Below are 20,565 nucleotides of genomic sequence, written 5' to 3' on the forward strand. Positions count from 1 at the left end.
GCATAATTGTGACACGAAAGGTCACGGGCGAGTGATAATTTTTTTGATAGAGCTATCGCAAAATTTGGGACGTAATTATAGCAAAGAAGAGGGGAAATCCCAAGATCCCCTCTTCTGTTTTCCCGTAAGCATATTTTATTTGTGCTTTTTGTTTTTTAGAGGTGTTTCGTGTGTCGTTTCTTCGACTAAATAAGACGGAACATCTTTTTTGTTCTTGCTTTTCTTCGGTTTTTTGTTTCCGGCTGCACCCATGATAAAATCTCCTATAATTTAAGTGTTAAATGTTTAAGTGATTAAATGAGTAGAGATCGGTTATTAAAAAATAGCTGGTCCTATTCACGGACTGGATTAACAAAGGGTGTGCCAAACGGCCTGTCAGTGACACGAAGAGACGAGTTGGCGGTTTCGGATGTCGGATTGACAGTGTGCGGGAAAAAGATTTTTTAATGTTGTTGTTTCATTTTTACTTTGCTATATTTGTCTCGAATATGTGATCGGAATATGATAGAATTGGTGGAACATCGGGATGCTTTTGAATGTTTGTTTCGGGAAAATTATACCCGGTTGTTTTATCATGCTTTCAGTTTTTTGAATGATGAGGAGGAGGCGAAGGACGTGGTGAACGACGTGTTCGAGCGAGTATGGATGAATTTTGAGAAATTGGAGTTTTCTTCTTCCCTTGTTCCGTTGCTGTACACTTTAGTTCGTAATCGTTGCGTGAGTTTGATTCGCCATAAAAAGGTGAAGGAGCGTTTTTCCCGGGAGATTGAAGTGGAGCTGGAAGATCATGAGGAAGAGTCCGTGGAGTACGAGATGCAGATCGAAAAATTGCGTCATTTGATCGAATTGTTGCCGGCTCAAACGAAGAACGTGTTTAAGAAATGTTTTCTAGAAGGGAAAAAGTATCAAGAGGCGGCAGATGATTTAGGTATCTCGATAAATACGGTAAAAACACATGTCAATAAAGCGTTGAGGATTCTGCGGGAGGAATTTACTGAAGATTATATTTTGTTATTTATTCTTTTTAGATAAAAAAATAAAAAAAGTTCGTTTTTGGCATCACCCGTTTAGAGTATGTGAGCGTGTATTAGATGTAAATGGGTAAAAAGTATGGTAACGGAAAATGATCTGGAGAAAATAGAATTTGCACTTTACGTACTGCAGCATCCTGAGATCCGGGGGAAGATGGAGGTACGGGAGTGGTTGGAATCGGGGAAACACCGGGATTTGTTGGAAGAGTTGAGGCGTTTCCGGGAAGCCGGAGAGCTGGAGGCGGCTATGAGGTCTCCGGACGTGGAGAAACAATGGCAATATTTCCGGGGAAAGACGAAACCTCGTGTGTGGAGAATGTATTTGAAATGGTGGTTAAGTGCTGCCGCAGTTGTTTTGGCGTTAGTTGTAACGGATATTTTACTGAATGAATGGTATTTCGTGGATTTGTCATTGGAAAACACTGTCCCGGTTGCACGACAAGTACGGTCGGATGTGAAGTTGATTACCGGGACTGGGAATGAGTTTTTGTTGGGAACCGGGCATATAGATACCTTATTAAAAGGGGAGGGGCTAGTTGTAGATTCCTTGAAAGGGAGGCAATACCTGAAAGTTTTACGGGTTACTGACCGGGTTGCGGAACAATACACGTTACAGATTCCCCGGGGAGCGGAGTATTTGGTGGTTCTTGAAGACGGAAGCCGGGTATGGTTGAATTCCGAGTCTGAATTTCGTTACCCCTCAGTATTTGATCAGGGTAAGCGAGAGGTTTATCTGAAGGGAGAAGGGTATTTTGAAGTAGTTCATGATAAAGAACGTCCTTTTATCGTGAGGACCGAAAAGGTAAGTACCCGCGTACTGGGGACGGAATTTAACGTACAATCTTACACGGGTAAGGCGGTGAACGTGACGCTGGTGAAAGGGAGCGTGGCAGTAAGAGGTAATAATGATCAGGCGAATACTTCGGAAGTTGTGTTGAACCCGGGAGAAAATGCCTCATGGGAGGGAGGACGGTTCCGGGTAGAAACAGTTGATGCCTTGAAGTACGTTGCTTGGAAGGATGGTTTCTTTTATTACGACAATGAGCCTTTGGAAAATATCTTGAACGAGTTGGGGCGTTGGTTTGATTTTACGGTGTTTTACCAGAATCCGGAAGTGAAAAGTTATCGCTTCAAGTTCTGGGCAAATCGTAAAGATACTCCCGAGGAGATTATGGAACGTCTGAATGAAACGGGTAAATTACACGTCCGGTTTAACGGGGAAAGTGTCGTCGTCTCGTTGTAATAGAGAATGTTAAGTGTTTTGATATAAAAAAAGGGGTAGTCTCCAGCTATCCCCTTTCGAGTCACTATTGTTCATGAATATGAACGAATAAAATCTTTAATTACAAAGTTATGAAAAAAGAATCGATTTTTCCTCTTTTTAGAGGATGGAAATTACGAGAGAAGGTGAAGAGTTGCACGTGCTTTCGTTATGCTTTCGCTTTGTGTTTAATCTGCATGACCTCCTTGGTATTTGCCCAAGAGAAAAAATTGAGTTACAAATGGGAGGAGAAATCTTTATCGGATGTGCTGAATACGCTGGAAAAAGTCGGGGTGTATAAGTTCGTGTTTAATTATGATGATGTCAAGTTGTACAAGGTTACCGCGGAGGTGAAGGAAAAAAGTATTCCGGAGATTCTGGATGTCGTGTTACAGGACATCCCGTTGGCGTATAAGGTTTCGGGGGAATACGTGTTGATACGTAAAAAGGATGATGTTTCACCCCGGTGGAGATGGATCACGGGGAAAGTGGTTGACGAGAATAACACCCCGCTACCGGGTGTGACTGTTATGATAAAGGAATTAAAGATCGGGGGGACGACAAGCGTGGATGGAACCTATCGTGTCGGGCTACCCGAGGAAATGAAACAGTTTACGATTGTTTTTTCTTTTGTGGGCATGGAAACAAAAGAGATTGTTTATAAGGGGAAAGAGGTGGTAAACGTGGTGTTGAAGGAATCGACGGAGGTGGTAGATGAAGTTGTCGTAACCGGTTATCAGGTGTTGAGAGAGAAAGGAATGGCTGGTGCTTATTCCAAGATAAAAGGGGAGGATTTGAATTTTACGGGAACGGAGACGTTGGAACAGCTATTGCAAGGAATGTTACCCGGGGTGATGGTGATGAACCAGAGCGGGTTGACGGGGATGCGTCAGAAAGTGCGGGTGAGAGGTACTTCCACGATTATGGGAAATGCCGATCCTGTGTGGGTAGTGGATGGAATTATTCAGGAGGATAACGTTCCTTTCGAGATGAATCAATTTACGACCATTGATCAAGAGAACCTAGATATGATGAAGGATTTTATCGGAGGTGCAATTTCGTGGTTGAACCCGAACGATATAGAGGATATAACTGTTTTGAAGGATGCTTCAGCCACGGCTATTTACGGGGTAAAAGCGGCGAACGGGGTGATCGTGATCACGACGAAAAAAGGGGAGTCTGGACGGTTGACCTTGAATTATTCCGGTAATTTTTCGACGAGCGTGAGAATGAATTATAAAAAGTTGGAATTGATGAATTCGAAACAGCGAGTGGATTTATCCCGGGAAGCGTATCTGCGTGGAGCTAGGATTCCAACCGAGACCGTGGGTTACGGGGGATTGGTGTTAGCTTACGAACGAGGGGAGATTAACGGGGAACAATTTAACTCGGCAGCGAAGAAGTTGGAGACAATGAATACAGATTGGTTTGATATCCTTTATCGTACTCCTTTTAGTCAAAATCATAATATTAGTTTTTCCGGAGGAAATGAGAATTCTACTTACAGGGCTTCATTCGGATTCTCCGACCAGCAAAACACGGCCAGAGGGAATGGACAAACTTCTTATTCTGCGAACTTGAACGTGACTTCGACCTTTTGGAAACAATTGACTATTTCTACGTCTTTATCGGGAGGCTATACGGAAACAACAGCGTTTGCGGAAGGAGTTGATCCATTTGGATATGCTTTTAGGACCAGTCGTGTGATTCCTTGTTATGATGGAGAAGAGTTGTTTTATTACAAGGACGGCGGATATAATTACAATATACTAAATGAATTGGCGAATTCTGGAAACGAGAATACCACGAGTAATTTGAATATTGACGTAAATGCTCGTTGGATAATAACAGAGAATTTGACGTTATCGTTGTTATTGGGAGGTGCGACCAGTACATCCAGTGCGCGGATGTGGTTCACGGAACGCTCAAGATACATCGCCGGACTTCGGGGTTATGAATTCGGAGAGTATAGTGTGCTGGATAAGCCATTCCAAGATTCAAAATTGCCTTTCGGAGGAAAGCTCGTTGAGGTAAACAACCGGAATTTTAATTACACGATGCGGGGACAAGTGGAGTATGTAAAATTATCCGGGGCCCATACCTTTAATGTGATGGCCGGGGTGGAGGTCAGGAGTAATCAATATGACGGTTCTTCCCAAACAAATTGGGGCTATCAGCCCGATCGAGGAATGAGTGTTGTTGACGTGCCAATAGAAACACCGAGCGGGATTATCAATGATGCGTATGCCCGAACAAAACCGGCAATCACGAATGAGTTGTCTAATTATTTCTCTTATTTTGTTTCGGGGGGATATATGTATGATAATCGTTACTCCATTAATCTCTCGATGCGGGGGGATATGTCTAACCGTTTCGGACAAGATACGAAACATCGTTTTCAACCGGTGTGGTCTCTTGGATTACGTTGGAATGTCACGGATGAGCATTGGTTACAAGGGCAGGATATATTGAGTAATCTCGCTATTACGGCTTCTTTGGGTTATCAGGGGAACGTGGCGGAAGGGGTTAGTCCGGATTTGATTGCCCGCATGGAGCCGATCCAGAAAACAACGGGAGAGTACCAGATGAAAATCGTGAAACGTCCGACACCCGATCTAAAATGGGAAAAAACGTTGTCTTCTAATATAGGAGTTGATCTTAGTTTCTTTAAAAACAGAATCAATGGAGTTTTTAATTATTACTACAAGAAAACGACGGATTTGATTACCCAAAGGGAAGTACCGTTAGAAAATGGAGTTAGAAGTATGTATATTAATAGCGGGGATTTAACAAATAAAGGATGGGAATTAAGTTTGAGCGTGGTTCCCGTGCGGACGAAGAATTTTATGTGGAGTATCGGAACCAGTTTCTCGCATAATAACAATAAAATTAAGTCGCAATTGGAGACAACGCAATCGTGGGAAGAGGCAACTGCGGGTACATATCAAAAAGAGGGTTATCCGGTGGGTAGTTTCTGGGCTTTCCATTTTACAGGACTGAATCCGGAGAATGGCGGACCGATGTTTGATCTTTCGAATGCGAACACGAATGCCGCAAAGGATGATGTGACGGAATACATGGTTTACATGGGAACGATTGAACCTCGTACTACGCTGGGATTGAACATGATGTTCCGGTGGAAACGTTTCTCGTTACCTCTTACCATATACCTTAGCCGGGGAAATAAGACATTCCTGACAACTCCTTACACGAAGTCTTATGAAATGCCGAGCGAGTTTAACAATGCTTCCACGGAATTGCTGAAGCGCTGGCGACAACCCGGAGATGAGAAGCATACAAAAATACCGTCGATTCCGGTACGGGAGAATTGCGAGGATGTGTATCCGTTTGGTAATGATAACGGGATAGCTCCTTATAAAATGTGGGAACTCTCGGATATTCGGGTTGTAAATACTTGGTTCATTCGTTTTAATAATTTCTCTTTTAGTTATGATTTGCCGGAAAGATGGATTTCGAGTTTTGCACAAAGTGTGATTATCTCTTTCTCAGCAACAAACCCGTTGCAAATCAAGAGTAAGGATTTCAAGGGAAGAGATCCGGAGGTGGCCTTGGGAAAACAGCCTAGACCCCAGAATTTCTCTTTCGGAATTAACGTGAGTTTTTAATCATAAATGAAGACACGATGAAAACAGGAGTATATATAATGATGTTTGCTCTGTTACTGACAGGATGTAATGATTTCCTGAAAGAAACTAGTCAAGATGAGGTCCGTCCTTCCACGGTGAGCGATCTGGAACAGATTCTGGTGGGAGAGGCTTATCTGAGTGATTATAATATTTATAATATAACGGATATTTTTACCGACAACATGGAATGTTACGGGGTACAAAATGAAAAAATGCAAGGGATTTTTGATGGATTAAAATGGCGTTATACTTGGGATGATGATATGTTTGCGAAAGCCGGTGGCGGTAATTTACCTATTTTTTGGGAAGTTCCTTACAAGGGGATCGGGGGATGTAACGTGGTGCTGGATCATTTGGATAAAATGTATGGAAAGACTGATTTGCGGGAGAATCTCCGGGGGGAGGCTCTCGTGTTGCGAGCATGGTATTATTTCCAGTTGGTGAACCTTTACGGGTTCCCTTACAATTATGGTGATCCAAAACAGAATCTTGGAGTACCTTTAAAATTGAATTCTAGTGTTAAAGATGAAAAATTTACTCGTAATACAGTTGCGGAGGTTTATGAACAAATCGAAAAGGATCTTTTGAAAGGATGTAAATTGCTAAAAGATCATGAAGTTGAAAAGGAATATTTTCGGATCGGGTATATAGCAACACAAGCAATATTATCACGGGTTTATCTTTATATGGAGAATTGGGATAAGGCGTTGGCTTACGCGGACTCGGTGTTACAAGTGAAATCGGCTTTACTGGATTTAAATCAATTTGGTATACGCGATCCTTATGATAATGTTTTCGAGAGCGTATATAGCCCCGTGAGTTCCGATGAGATCATTTGGGCTCGAATGTATAGTGGTACGAGTGTCGGTAGTATTTTAGGATCACAATATAAATATCCTTTTGCTTTATCGCAAGAATTTATAGAAGTACTGGGTGCCTCTTATGATGCCTGTCTGGATGAAACATTAAAGGATTTGAGAGGAGTACTGTTTGTCTCATGGGGGTATGATTCCAAGAATTACGAGACCCCTTGTTATCCTCATGCAGCCGTGAAGGATCGGGATTTCGGGATGTATCAGGGAATTCGCACGGCAGAGTTGTATCTGAATCGTGCAGAGGCTTGTGCCAGAAAGTTTCAGAAGGAAGGAATAGATAGCTATCGTGTACAGGCGTTGACAGATTTGAACGAGCTGAGGCGTCACAGGATGAATAATGCTTTCGAATATGAAACGGTGGAGATCACGGATGCGCAATTGTTACTTGATTTTTGTCTGTTGGAACGTCGTAAGGAGTTGAGCGGAGAGACCAATCATCGTTGGTTTGATCTGAAACGTTTCGGGATGACAGAGTTGACACATTCTTTCTTCGGTGATCCAACGGAAACGAAGTCGGAATATAAACTTGAGAAGGAAGGGTATCTGTTGCCCATCCCGGAGGAGGCGATTCGTTTAAACACGGACTTGGAACAAAATAAAAGGAAGGTTAGTAAATAATTGAAAAAAGTAAGGTTATGAAATATAAATTGTTTTATATATTGCTGATCGCATTAGCATGGGTAGGATGCAACGATGAGGATGCCCTCACGCCGACTTTAGAGTCGGAACCCGTGATACAATTTCCTCAAGGAGATCATGATTATGATGCAAGAATCGGAGATTGGTATACTCGATGTGGTTTTTATATTCTTTATAAATATACTCCCCGGGAGCTTTATTTTAACATGGGACAGTCATGGATGGAAATGACAACGGATACGCTTTCCCGAACGGAGAAGTACAAGATTGACGAAGAGGCTTTTGTAGATGGAGACAATGTTTTCATTTACACGGAAACTGTTTCTGGAAATTACTTATTAGGAGAACATGAGACGGATGCCGGATTCCGTTACATGGCGAAAATTGAAGGAGATTACGTGGTGATCGATGAAGAGTACGAGGAAAATAAAGGCAGAGAGTCATCTTTTAAAATGGATATGCCTGACGAGGCTTACGTGGGGAAACAGGTGGCTTGGCTTGAGGAAATGTTTTTGAATTTGTATCAAGATTCTGTTTTACGAGCTAATTTGCCGTTGAAATTGATGTTGGGCAAAAGTCTTTATAAGTATAGTAGAGGAGCTTCTGAGAAGCTTTCCTTTTATAGTGTTTCTAATATTTTTGCACTAAGTCATGGTGATTCTTCTATTGACAATATGACTATGGAGGAGAAAAGAGTGGGTAAGGAAGATTTACACAAATGGTTTTTAATTGAAAAGTTATACGATAAAATTGTTGCAGTCGTGAAAAGCAGTGAGTTTTTTCATGTGACGGATTATGAGGAAGCCGTGGCATGGGGAGCCAGTAATAAATTTTATAGTCTGGGTGTAGTTGGGTATGATAAGTATAATATCGGTTGGAATTTCCCTGTAGAGACAGCAAAGAATAATGATCTGAAAGGCTATATCGCTATGGTGATCGATTATTCTTCAGATGAATTGAATGCTGTTCCGAATGATGGAAGATATAATAGGTATGATTGTACGGGTGTTCTTGACCCGCTGAAAGATGTGAATGGATTGGTCAAAAAGAAGTATGAGATCTTATTGAAGGAGTTAAAAAAGATGGGTATTGATCTCCAAAAGATAGGGAATCTTTATCATTGATGTAACTTTTACTTTATAAGCCGAGACTTTGTTTTAGGCTATAAAAGGGAAGGCTGACGAAAGCTGTGCGTGAGTCTAGTCAGTCTTCTCTTTAGAATTATTGTGTGTGAATAATCCCGGTGTGGGAGCCGGGGAGATAAGTGATTGCTATTATAAATGTAATATTATTGTATGGAAAATCCAATTGTTAAGGTAGAACATTTGTACCATCGTTATGCGACACAATGGGCAATCGAGGATATTAGTTTCGAGATTGATCACGTCGGGGTTGTCGGGTTGCTGGGATCGAACGGGGCCGGGAAGTCAACCACGATGAATATTATTTGCGGGGTGTTAAAGCAGACAAGTGGGGAAGTGTATATAAACGGAGTCAATTCGTTAAAGGATCCGATTGCAGCTCGGAAGAATATCGGTTTTTTACCACAGAAACCTCCTCTTTATCCGGATCTGACGGTGGATGAGTATTTGCGTTTTTGTGCGGAAATGCGTTTGGTGGATCCGAAAAAAATTAATCGGGCAGTGGAGGAAACCGAGGAACGTTGTGGTATTTCGCATTTTAAGGGGCGTTTGTTACGAAATTTGTCTGGGGGATACCAACAACGGGTAAGTATTGCTCAAGCAATTATTCATGATCCGAAGTTCGTGGTTCTTGATGAACCGACGAATGGATTGGATCCTAACCAGATTTTGGAGGTGCGTCATTTGATTCGCGGTATTGCGGAGGAACGTACCGTGATGTTGTCTACTCATATCCTTTCCGAGATACAGGCAACCTGTAATTCAATTATTATGATCGAACATGGGCGTATTGTTTTTTCCGGGAGCGTGGAAGAGTTTGATAGTTGCATCGAGCCATCCTCTTTATTTGCCACGTTTGATTTTCCGCCATTACCGGAAGAGGTGACGAGGATTGAGGGAATTCGAAACGTGGAGGTCGTGGGGGCACACGGGTTACGAATGTGGTATAATGGTGATCGGGATGTCGTGAAAACGGTAGTTCGGGAGAGCGTGGCACACGGATGGGAATTAACGGAAATTCGTTCAGAAAAGAGTTCCATGGAGGAGGTTTTCGCCAAGTTATCAGGTAAGAGTAAATAATTAAATCAGAATAATCATGAGAGCAATATATAAAATAGCCCGGTTAGAGTTGTCCAATCTTTTTTATTCACCCGTGGCGTGGTTGTTAATTGTTATTTTGGTATTTATGATGGGGTCTATGTTCACGAAGTTTTTCGAAGGGGTTGCCCAATACAAGGAACTTGACGGGGATGCCATGTTTTATGCCATGTCGGAACAGATCTTTTATGGAGATGAAGGTATTTGGAAAACGGTGAAATTAATGTTATTTTTTATCATGCCTTTGTTGACGATGGGAATGATTAGTCAGGAGTTTAACAGGGGATCTATCAAGTTACTTTTTTCTTCTCCTATTTCGAGTCGACAGATCATTCTCGGTAAATATCTCGGAATGATGCTTTACGGCTTGACTATAATGGGCGTTTTGATGTTTTACGTGTTGATTGCGTGGGGGTTGGTGGATTCTTTTGAATGGCAGGCTGTTTTGACCGGGTTACTGGGATTGTTTTTGTTGTTGGGATTTTACGCGGCTCTCGGACTTTTTATGTCGACCTTGACAACTTATCAAATCGTGGCGGCACTTGGTATGTTGGTGATGCTTGCATTTTTGGGAGTTATATCTGAGGTGGGACAGGAGTATGCTTTCGTGCGGGAAGTTACTTATTGGTTGGCCATTGGAAACCGGACGAATAATTTTATCAAGGGGTTGATTGGTAGCGAGGATGTACTTTATTTTGTCATATTGAGTTGTATGTTCCTTGAATTTGCCATTTTGAAGATGCAGTTGAAGAGGGAACGTTGTTCATTTCTCAATAAGACAGTGCGTTATTTGGGTGTTTTTATGATTGCTATGTTGTTGGGCTATTTCACTTCTCGCCCGGTGTTAAAGTTTTATCATGATTCCACGTTTAACAAGATAAACACGCTGACTCAAGCAAGTCAGGATATTGTTTCCAAGTTGGATGGCGGGTTGACCATCACGACGTATGTTAATCTGATGGATATGAATTATAGTATCAATCATAAACGGATTACGAGGGATATGGCCCGTTACGAACGATTTGTTCGTTTTAAGCCGGAAATGAAGTTGAAATATGTATTTTATTATTACATGGACACGACAAGTCGGGCATTTAATTATTATTTTCGTGGTAAAACGTGGAAGGATGCGGTGGAAGATCAAGCAAAACTTCGAAATGCGAGATTAGGACGTTTTTTGACAATCGATGAAGTTCAAAAGGAGATTGATCTTTCGGACGAGGGGTATCGTTTTGTCAGTTTGATTGAGCGGGAGAATGGGGAAAAGACTTTTTTACGGACATTTTATGACTCCCGGAAACTCCCGTCTGAAATTGAGATTTCGGCAGCCTTGAAACGTGTTGCCATGAAATTACCCCGGGTCGGGTTTGTTTCTGATCATGGAGCCCGTTCTGTTTCCGGAGATCGTAATCGGGATTACTCTTATATGATGGCAGAGAAAACGAATCGACAGGCATTGATTAATCAAGGGTTTGATATAGAGAAGGTTTATCTTGGAAGGAACGAGCGTGGATTGGATAGTCTGGACGTGTTGGTTGTTGCAGAGCCTTTAGAACCATTTTCTGAAGTAGAGTTAGATGCATTGAAACGATATATCGAGAGTGGCCGAAATTTGATTGTTGCCGGAAAACCGAAAACGGATATGTATTTACAACCGGTTATGGATATGTTGGGAGTACACTTCGAAGAAGGAATTTTGGTACAACATCCAAAAGATGATTATCCCGTCAATTTATTATCGTGTCGTGCGACACTGGAGGCTGGAAAAATATCTCGTTTCTTTAAGCGGTCGTGTGAGATAGATGATAATTTTACGATGCCCGGAGCTGCCGCATTGAAGGTTGTTGAAAATAAAGGGTTTAAAACGATACCAGTGTTAATAAGTCGGGATTCCGCTTGTTGGAACGAGAGACAGACGATTGATTTCGTGAATGAAGTTCCTTGTTTGGATCCATGTATGGGAGAGCAGGTAGGGGTAAAAACAATCATGCTGGCCTTAAACCGGGAATGTCATGGTCGGGATCAACGAATTATCGTGGTTGGTGATGCCGATTGTTTCAGTATGGGTGAGTTGTCCGCTTTAAGACGAAATTTGCCTTCGTCAAATAGAGTGTTGATTGATGCCATGTTTGACTGGCTATCGTACGAGGAGTTACCCGTGAATACGGTGCGCCCGGGGAAAATAGATAATAATTTCACTCTTAGTTATGAGGCGGCTTCAGCTATGACAATCGCTTTGAAGTGGATTCTTCCTGCATTGATTTTGGCGTTTGGAGTTGTTGTATTGATTCGTAGAAAAGGGAAATAAAATGCGTGCTTTTGACTGATGGATGGAGTTGGGACACAATATTTAAAATTGTGATTTCAACTCCTATTTTGTGTCTTTTAAATGATTTATAGATGAAAAAGGTTGCTTTGTTTATTGTATTGATTTGTAGTATGATAGCTTGTCGTACACGAGATTTTCGTATTGCTGGCTTTTATGAGGGTTCGCAAGAGTGTAAGATTGTGTTGTTTACGAGAACTAACGGGAGCGTGGATACTTTAGCTTTTGCGGATGTGATAAATGGACGTTTCGAGTTGAGGGGAAGAGTGGATGGTGCAAAAGTTGTTTGTTTGGAGGTGGTGAAAGCGTGGAGTGATGAGGTGAAAACAAGTAAAGATTTTATTTTGGAGAATAAAGATTACATGGCGTATTTGAGTTTTCAAAAGGACCATTGTGATATTGTTGAGAATACGGATGCTCGGATTTTAGCGAGTGAATTTTATCGGAATGAAAAACAGTTGGTGGATGGGAAAGAGTTTTTGTTTAAGGTGTATTTGGAGGCTACAGAGGTTGAACGGGATTCTGTAGGAATACAATTTCTGAAACTTATAGATGAGTACGAGGCGAAGGAAACGGAATTAGTAGGAGCAAATCCTAATTTGAATGCTTCTGCCGGAGCTATAGTCAGGGGTATTGTGAATTATGAGCTACGTACACGCCAATTTGACTATGCTTTGGGTTCTGAGATCCCTTCGTTGGAATTGGAGATAAGGGGATGGGAGATGATAAAAGAAAGGTATGGTTTACTTGGAGGTCAGGCTAAGGTATGGTTCCAAGAAAGAGGCTTTGAGGAGCGATTGGCTAAGGTGGAAGGTGAGATGTGGATGATCCGTCAGGCTGTTGCGACTTCGGAAGGGCAGATTGCTCCTGATTTCATGTTGAATACTCCGGAAGGGGATTCTTTTTCTCTTTATGGAGTGAAGAGTAAATTGAAGTTAATAGATTTTTGGGCCTCTTATTGTGGACCATGTCGGGTTGAAAATGCTCACGTGATGGCTCTTTATCATGAATTTCATTCAAAAGGTTTTGAGGTGATTAGTATTTCATCGGATACGAGGGTAAAGGATTGGATGAGGGCCATTGCAGAGGATCAGTTGGTTTGGAAATATCATGGAATGATTTCTTCCGGTGAAGAGTCGGTCGCTAAGATGTATGGTGTTTCTTCAATTCCTTGTACGATTTTAGTGGATGAGAATAATCGGATCATCGCAAGAAACTGGAGGATGGAAAGATTAAAACAAAAGATCACGGAGTGTTTGAAATAAGTTTTTTTGAAAGGTGTTTTGCTTTATCTTTGCCAGATAAAGTTGATTGACATGAAACATAACTGGAAACCGGGAAATATGATTTATCCTTTACCCGCCGTGTTGGTGAGTTGCGGGAGTGAACCGAGTGAATATAACGTGTTGACGGTAGCATGGGTGGGAACGTTGTGTACGAATCCACCGATGTGTTATATTTCGGTGCGGCCGGAACGATATTCGTACCCGATTCTTCAGAAGAACGGGGAGTTCGTGATTAACTTGACCACGAAGGATATGGCGTATGCCACGGATTGGTGTGGGGTACGTTCCGGGAAGGATTATAATAAATTTGAAGAGATGAAGTTGACGCCGGGAAAGGCAGAGGTGGTGAAGGCCCCGATTATTGAGGAGTCGCCGGTGTCGATCGAGTGCCGGGTGAAGGAGATCATTCCTTTGGGGTCACATCACGTGTTCATTGCCGACGTGGTGAACGTGCAGGCGGACGATCGTTATCTGGATAAGGATAGCGGGAAGTTTGAGTTGGCGAATGCTGATCCTTTGGTATATCTGCATGGTGGATATTTTGAATTGGGAGAAAAAATTGGTAAATTCGGGTGGTCTGTGGAGAAGAAAAGGAAAAAGAAGTAATCATTTAAAATTACCGCATGATGAAAAAGACAGTTTTGTTGCTCGTGTTATTTTTAGGAACACTGGCTTTGGGGATGGCTCAAAGTAAAGAAAACGATTTTTTGGAGCAGCCTTATATCGAGGTAACAGGGACGGCCATGATGGAAGTGGTCCCGGATGAAATTTACGTGAAAATCATATTGAGGGAAAAGGATCAAAGGGGGAAGACGGAGTTGGAGCAACAGGAGAAAAAGTTGTTCCAAACGTTGCAAAAAGTAGGGATTGATGTGAAGAAGGATTTAGCCGTGAGGAATATGGCTGGGAATCGCTATAAATTGAAAAGCGGGGCTATGAAGTTGAGAAAAGAGTACGTTTTGTTGTTGCATGATGTTAATGCGCTGGATCGTGTTTTTGCGGGATTGGAACAGATGGGTGGCGTGGAGGCCGAAGTGGAACGGGTGGATCATTCACAGATTGAGAAATTGCGTCGGGAGGTTAAGGAGGATGCGATAAAGGTGGCAAAGGAAAAAGCGACGGGCTTAGCCGCGGCGATCGGTCAGAGTATAAAAGAGGCTATTTATATCAGGGAAGAGCATTGGGGAGGGATGGCTGCCCAATATATGTCGAACGTGGCTCTTGATGCCGGTCGGGGAAGTGCCGATGCCGGAGTGGATTTTGAGAAGATCAAGTTACAGGGGACTGTTCTGGTTCGGTTTAAGTTATGGTATAAATAGGGCATTTTGATATTTATTTGATAACCCAGAACCCGGTTTTACGACCTCCTTCACGTTTGATGATACCAAGAGTTGTCAATTCTTTGATGTGTCTTAATATTTGACGTTGTGATAGGTTAAGTTGATTGGCTATTTGGCTTGTGGTTATTATCGGGTTCTCTTTTATTAGCAAAATAACTTGTTTCTGTTCTTTTGTGACATCTTTTGTGACATCTTTTGTGACATCTTTTGTGACATCTTTTGTGACATCTTTTGTGACATCTTTTGTTGCTGGATAATTTAAATTCCAAAGCGTGATAAAGAAAGAATTTGTTTCAGATTTAAATTGTGGAACGAGTCCATTGCTAAAACTTTCGTATGTTTTGTAATCTTCAATTATTTTTTTGAATCCACTCCCTCGTCTATCCATGTATTTTAAGCGATTGAAGATGTCTGCAATGATCGGATTACGGCGTTTGGATGGAATCGTTAGTAAATCAATTTCTTGAACTTTTGTCCCGTCAGGCATACCTCCCGGAGAATAGACTTCCATCCTGTCGTCAAACATATCTATGTGTACTTCACTACCATATTCTAAATAATCTCGATGAATTAGGGCATTTACGATCGTTTCAAGGGTTGCGCGTTCAGGATAATCTGGCATTTCTATTCTTCCATCACTCGTTTTCATCCATGCTTTCCGGGAGTTTTTATTGACAAAGTCAGTTGCTTGTTGCAATAGGTTGACTAATCCTCCGGTAAGTTCGTTATCATCTATAGCCTCCATGAGACCAGGGGCTTTATCTAATCCGTTCCAGCGGGTACAAAATATTCGAGAATGTTTAATCGGACTTTCATCGGCAAGTAAGGCTCCTGCATTCGTGAGTTCACCATGTTCATCGATGATACCCCAAGAGGCATAGTCGGAATCTTCAAAATCAATACCTGTTCGTTGTTTATATACCGAACGTACTTTTGAGAAAGACATGTTTTGAAATTTATATTGTGATAACATGCTATCGAAAGAACTTCCGCATCCTTTCAATACCAATCGTTTCATAGAGGAACGATCTGCCGGAACACTTTCATTACCAATTCTGATAAATGTTTGTCTATTACCATCACCTATGTAGTAGTAAGGCGTTTCTTTGCCTTGTGCAACTTGAAGGATTATCAGTTCTTTTCCATCTTCAGTTGCATGGAAACGTAGATTTACTTCGGGGATCGGGTCTAACTTTGTTTTTATTTGTTCACTAATTATTTCAGCATCCCTCTTTGCATCAGAAAGTCCTATAATCGTATCGCTATCAGAGATACCAAATATGAGTGTTCCACCGATACCGTTAGCAAAGGCTGAAACACTTTTTAGCCAACTTTTGGGCTTTTTGATTTCAAGCATTTCTTTTTTCTCATATTCAGAGGTTTCTCCAATTAGCTTTTTGATACACATATTCCTTCTTATTGGTACTTTACAAAGGTAGATTAAATTTTAAGAGGTTGGTTATAAAATTGATAGAAATGGAGAGATGTATGAATTAAATTCATTAATAAATGCTCGGAATAATTGTTTCCGTGATGAGTTGTGAAATTCATAATCTCTTTTACCTTTGTAGGAAATAAAAAAGAGGAAAGGCATTTTTTAACAAAAATGTTGTAGAAAACGTAGAAGTTGGTAATGGAGATAAAGAATCAACATATAGAAGTAGAAAAGCATCCGTTAGAGCCGTTCTTGCCGGTAAATGCCAAGTTGTTGATGCTGGGAAGTTTTCCACCGCCAAGAGCGAGGTGGTCTATGGAGTTTTATTACCCGAATCTGCAAAATGATATGTGGAGGATATATGGGGTGTTATTTTTCGGTGATAAAGATTATTTTTTAGAAAAGGGGAAGAAAGCGTTTAGCCGGGAACGGTTAGTTGCTTTTTTGGAAGAAACTGGGGTTGCCTTGTTTGACACGGCAATGGAGGTGATTCGTCAACGGGGAAATGCGTCCGATCAGTTTTTGGAGATTGTTACTCCCGTGGATTTGGATGCCGTGCTGAAACGAATTCCCGAATGTAAGGCAATCGTAACCACGGGACAGAAAGCGACAGATACTTTGCTGGCCTTGGTCGGGGCTGAGGCTCCTAAAGTGGGAGGTTTCAGTGATTTTGGATATAAAGGGAGGGCTTTACGGTTGTACCGGATGCCTTCGTCTTCACGGGCTTACCCGAAGCCTTTAGAGGATAAAGCGGCAGAATATCGGGTGATGTTTCATGATTTAGGAATGTTGTAAGAAGATGAAGACAGTATTGTTGGTAGTGGATATGCAAAATGATTTTTGTTTGCCTTCGGGTTCGCTTTACGTGCCGGGGGCAGAGAAAGACGTGGAGAGGTTAAGTCGGTTGATCAAGGAGAAAATGACTGTTATTGATAAGATTATTCTCACGGCAGATGAACATCATGTGATGGACATCGCTCATCCGTCCTATTGGAAGAACAAGCGGGGAGAGCATCCGGCTCCTTTTACAACTATTTCATGGTGGGAGGTATTGTCGGGAGAGTGGATTCCTTTCGGGGATAGAGAAGAGGTAATTGATTATTTACGTCGATTGATTGAAAACGAGGAATATAAACACATGATTTGGCCGGAACATTGTCTGTACGGGAGTGAAGGGGCTGCCATAACCCCCGTGTTGATGGAGGCCGTGACGTGCTGGGCCAGAGAAGGAAAGTATTACGAGGTGGTGGAGAAGGGCTTGAATCCTTCAACCGAGTTTTTCGGTGCTTTTCGGGCAAATATTCCTTTGGATTATGCTGCTGATACAAAGTTTAATATGAAACTGAAGGACGAGCTAGAGTCGTATGACGTGATCTGGTTGGCCGGAGAGGCAAAAAGTCACTGTGTGGCAAACACGTTGAGGCAGTTGTTTGATTATCCTGAGGTAGTTCAGCGACTGGTAATACTGGAAGATTGTATGGGTAATATTTTGGGATGCGAGGATTTAGCTATTCCAATTTACGAGAAGGCCGCCCGAATGGGGGCTCGTTTTGAGACGTCGGAATCTTTATTGTTTTCATAAAAAGGGGGTAATATGATCATCCATGATTTTTTGGATAATGATTTGTATAAGTTCACGGCAATGAATGCCATACAAAAGAAGTTTCCGGATTCGGAAGTGGTTTATCGTTTCGTGAACAGGGGAAATACGAGTTTCCCTCCCGGTTTTGCTGATGCTTTGAAAAAAGAGGTGGAGGCTATGGCGGGAGTGGTACTTTCAAAGGAAAACGAGAAGTTTATGCGAGCAAAATGTTATTATTTTGATTCGGTGTTTTTCGACCTTTTGAAAGGTTTTCGTTTTAATCCTGCTGAGGTGAAGGTGAGTCAGGAGGGAGGAAAGCTAGACGTGGAAATTCGGGGCTTGTGGTACCGGACCGTGTTGTGGGAAGTTCCTTTAATGGCGATGATCTCCGAATTGTATTTTCGGATGACGGGACAGGTTGCCCGTGATTTGGAACGGAATGCAACGGAGAAAGCAAGAGCCTTCGCGGATATAAAAGCGGAAATTTCCGAATTCGGTACCCGGAGAAGATACTCCTTTGACGTGCAGGATCGAGTGATCGGCATATTGAAAGAGAATATGAAGGGCTTGTTGAACGGGACAAGTAATGTTTATTTTGCCATGAAATACGACTTGATTCCGATGGGTACTCATCCCCACGAATGGTTCATGTATCACGGGGCGCATTTCGGTTATCGGTCGGCAAATGCCTTGGCGTTGGAAAATTGGGTGGATGTTTATGACGGTTATTTGGGTATAGCCTTGACTGACACGTATACTTCCGATGATTTCTTTAATAGTTTTGACACGAAGTATGCCAAGTTGTTTGATGGTTTACGTTGGGATAGTGGTGATCCTTTTGAATTCACGGAGAAAGCATTGGAGCATTACCGGAAACATCGGGTGGACCCGAAAAGTAAGACGATCGTGTACAGTGATGCATTGGATCTGGAGGGAGTGAAAAAGATCAAGGCTTTCGTGAACGGACGTCTGCATGACGTGTATGGAATCGGAACGTATCTCACGAATGATGTGGGGGTCACACCATTAAATATGGTAATCAAGTTATTTGAATGTCGTCCGAAAGGGAGCGAGGTGTTTTTGCCTGCCGTGAAATTGTCGGATGTAGAGGGAAAACATACGGGTTACCCGGACGAGGTCGATTTATGTTTGAGAATGTTAAGATTAAAATAATGAAAGGATATTTATTTTTGGAGTACCCGGCGTGTGGTACTTGCCGGAAGACGAAAAAGTGGTTAGACGAGCAAAAGGTGGATTACACGAATCGGCATATCGTGGAAGAACGCCCGACACGGGAGGAGTTGAAAATATGGTTCGAGAGAAGTGGTTTGCCGTTGCGGAAGTTCTTTAACACGAGCGGGTTGTTGTATAAATCCATGCAGTTGAGAGAGAAACTGGACGGGATGAGCGAGGAGGAACAATTGGAGTTATTGGCGTCTGACGGGAAGTTGGTGAAACGTCCTTTGGTCATCGGGGAGGATTTCGTGTTGGTGGGATTCAAGCCGGAAGAGTGGGAAAAAGTATTGTTAAAATAATAGGTAGTTTTTTATGTTAGTTACGTACGAGGATATACGAAATGACGAGAGTATAAAGTGTTATATCACGGAGGCCGACAAGGCCTTGTCCGCTTTAGGATATACAGAACATTCATTCCCCCACGTGGTGAAAGCGGCGACGATGGCGGAGATGATTTTATTAACTTTGAATTACCCGAAGCGGACGGCCGAACTGGCCAAGATTGCCGGGTATATGCACGATATTGGCAATATCGTGAACCGGATTGACCATGCACAGAGTGGTGCGGTAATGGCATTCCGATTGCTGGACCGGATGGGGATGGACCCGGCGGAGATTGCAATGGTCATCAGCGCTATCGGTAATCATGACGAGAGTACGGCTGCTGCCGTGAATCCGATAGCTGCCGCCTTGATTTTGGCTGACAAAACGGATGTACGGAGAAGTCGGGTGCGTAATCAGGATTTTGCGAGTTTTGATATTCATGACCGGGTGAATTATGCCGTGGAAGAATCCAAGATTTATTTTAATGAAGATCATTCGGCTATTATTTTGGATTTGAAGATTGATACTTCTATTTCGGCCGTGATGGATTATTTCGAAATCTTTTTGGGGCGGATGATGTTAAGTCGGAAGGCTGCCGAGTTTTTGAATATCAGTTTTGAACTGGTGATTAATGGTCAAAGGTTGTTGTAAATAAACCTTGTGATATTTTTCAAAACTTTTTGCGAGCGAAGTAACGGAATAAGCAATTGTGGTCGTGTGGAATATTATTATAAAATGTTTATATTTGCGAAAGAACAATGCTTTTCATTATGGCTATCGTATCGCATAAAGAGTTTAAGGCTTTCTTCGAGACTTTTTTTATTCCCGTTTACACGTTGATGCAACGCTACACGGGAGAGCGTGAATTGTCAAGAGATTTCACGCAGGAAGCATTTGTGAGAGTGTTCGAGCATCGGGGTGAGTTCGAGACGGAAGAGAATGCCAAAGCTTTCTTGTACACCGTAGCCCGTCGTATCTATCTGGATCATTGTAAGCATCAAAAAATAGAAAATCAGTACCAGAATCGGGTAAACGAGGAAGATCCCGAAGAATATGATTTTTTGAAGGAGGTTACTCAACAGGAGGTGTCCCGAATATTGTACGATGCTGTTGATAAGCTACCTTCACAGACACGTTCGATCATTTTATTGAACTTGAAAGGATTTAACAACACGGAAGTGGCAGAACGGCTAGGTGTTTCCGTGAATACAATTAAATCATTGAAAAAGAGTGCTTACGTGACGTTGAGAACCTTGCTGTCAAAGGATCTTTTGATGATTTTGTTCGTTTTAGTCGATAAATAATTTATTTTTACACTCACCCACTTTTTTTTCTCAATCGTC

17 protein-coding genes are annotated in these 20,565 nt (G+C 42.1%); 16 read left to right on the forward strand and 1 reads right to left on the reverse strand.

Annotation, left to right across the window (positions count from 1 at the left end; genetic code table 11):
• The first annotated feature begins 501 nt into the window (after positions 1-501).
• The 10 genes from R8806_RS01975 to R8806_RS02020 all read left to right on the forward strand — a co-directional run bounded on the left by R8806_RS01975 (position 502) and on the right by R8806_RS02020 (position 14,624).
• Positions 502-1,032, forward strand: a complete 531-nt coding sequence (locus R8806_RS01975) for an RNA polymerase sigma-70 factor (protein WP_124318350.1) — start codon at positions 502-504, stop codon at positions 1,030-1,032.
• Positions 1,033-1,110: 78 nt separating this feature from the next.
• The gene (locus tag R8806_RS01980; RefSeq protein WP_124318349.1) at positions 1,111-2,274 is read left to right on the forward strand and encodes a FecR family protein; all 1,164 of its coding nucleotides are present in this window, start codon (positions 1,111-1,113) and stop codon (positions 2,272-2,274) included.
• 110 nt (positions 2,275-2,384) lie between these two features.
• A complete protein-coding gene (locus R8806_RS01985; RefSeq protein WP_124316333.1) occupies positions 2,385-5,918 on the forward strand; it encodes a SusC/RagA family TonB-linked outer membrane protein in 3,534 nt (1,177 codons plus the stop codon).
• A gap of 17 nt (positions 5,919-5,935) precedes the next feature.
• Positions 5,936-7,432: a RagB/SusD family nutrient uptake outer membrane protein gene (locus R8806_RS01990; RefSeq protein ID WP_124316332.1), complete on the forward strand. Its 1,497-nt coding sequence runs from the start codon at positions 5,936-5,938 to the stop codon at positions 7,430-7,432.
• 17 nt (positions 7,433-7,449) lie between these two features.
• Positions 7,450-8,577, forward strand: a complete 1,128-nt coding sequence (locus tag R8806_RS01995; RefSeq protein ID WP_124316331.1) for a hypothetical protein — start codon at positions 7,450-7,452, stop codon at positions 8,575-8,577.
• Between the two features lie 171 nt (positions 8,578-8,748).
• The gene (locus R8806_RS02000; RefSeq protein ID WP_124316330.1) at positions 8,749-9,675 is read left to right on the forward strand and encodes an ABC transporter ATP-binding protein; all 927 of its coding nucleotides are present in this window, start codon (positions 8,749-8,751) and stop codon (positions 9,673-9,675) included.
• 16 nt (positions 9,676-9,691) lie between these two features.
• On the forward strand, positions 9,692-12,001 hold the full coding sequence (locus R8806_RS02005; RefSeq protein WP_124316329.1) for a Gldg family protein: 2,310 nt from the start codon (positions 9,692-9,694) through the stop codon (positions 11,999-12,001).
• A 92-nt stretch (positions 12,002-12,093) separates the two neighbouring features.
• A complete protein-coding gene (locus R8806_RS02010) occupies positions 12,094-13,284 on the forward strand; it encodes a TlpA disulfide reductase family protein (RefSeq protein ID WP_124316328.1) in 1,191 nt (396 codons plus the stop codon).
• Positions 13,285-13,335: 51 nt separating this feature from the next.
• Complete coding sequence (locus R8806_RS02015; RefSeq protein WP_124316327.1) at positions 13,336-13,911, forward strand: flavin reductase family protein; 576 nt, start codon at positions 13,336-13,338, stop codon at positions 13,909-13,911.
• A gap of 17 nt (positions 13,912-13,928) precedes the next feature.
• On the forward strand, positions 13,929-14,624 hold the full coding sequence (locus R8806_RS02020; protein WP_124316326.1) for an SIMPL domain-containing protein: 696 nt from the start codon (positions 13,929-13,931) through the stop codon (positions 14,622-14,624).
• Between the two features lie 13 nt (positions 14,625-14,637).
• Here R8806_RS02020 and R8806_RS02025 read toward each other — a convergent pair whose 3' ends face one another.
• Entirely contained in the window at positions 14,638-16,053 is a 1,416-nt protein-coding gene (locus R8806_RS02025; protein WP_183312855.1) for an ATP-binding protein, read from the reverse strand.
• A gap of 225 nt (positions 16,054-16,278) precedes the next feature.
• On the opposite strand from R8806_RS02025, the gene R8806_RS02030 reads away from it, so the two are divergent.
• The 6 genes from R8806_RS02030 (at position 16,279) to R8806_RS02055 (ending at position 20,526) form a co-directional block, all read left to right on the forward strand.
• A complete protein-coding gene (locus R8806_RS02030) occupies positions 16,279-16,875 on the forward strand; it encodes a uracil-DNA glycosylase family protein (RefSeq protein WP_124316324.1) in 597 nt (198 codons plus the stop codon).
• Between the two features lie 4 nt (positions 16,876-16,879).
• On the forward strand, positions 16,880-17,662 hold the full coding sequence (locus tag R8806_RS02035) for an isochorismatase family protein (protein WP_124316323.1): 783 nt from the start codon (positions 16,880-16,882) through the stop codon (positions 17,660-17,662).
• Between the two features lie 12 nt (positions 17,663-17,674).
• Entirely contained in the window at positions 17,675-18,835 is a 1,161-nt protein-coding gene (gene pncB / locus R8806_RS02040) for a nicotinate phosphoribosyltransferase (RefSeq protein ID WP_124316322.1), read from the forward strand.
• Entirely contained in the window at positions 18,835-19,197 is a 363-nt protein-coding gene (locus tag R8806_RS02045; protein ID WP_164719590.1) for an arsenate reductase family protein, read from the forward strand. Before pncB ends, R8806_RS02045 begins: the two co-directional genes overlap by 1 nt.
• A 13-nt stretch (positions 19,198-19,210) precedes the next feature.
• Positions 19,211-19,873 carry an HD domain-containing protein gene (locus R8806_RS02050; RefSeq protein ID WP_087419859.1) on the forward strand — a complete coding sequence of 221 codons (663 nt, stop codon included), beginning with the start codon at positions 19,211-19,213 and terminating at the stop codon, positions 19,871-19,873.
• A 119-nt stretch (positions 19,874-19,992) separates the two neighbouring features.
• Positions 19,993-20,526 (forward strand): RNA polymerase sigma factor, encoded by a 534-nt coding sequence (locus R8806_RS02055; RefSeq protein WP_087420604.1) that lies wholly within the window; start codon positions 19,993-19,995, stop codon positions 20,524-20,526.
• Positions 20,527-20,565 lie beyond the last annotated feature (39 nt).

The sequence above is a fragment of the Butyricimonas faecihominis genome (genome assembly GCF_033096445.1).
Taxonomy (GTDB): Bacteria; Bacteroidota; Bacteroidia; order Bacteroidales; family Marinifilaceae; genus Butyricimonas; species Butyricimonas faecihominis.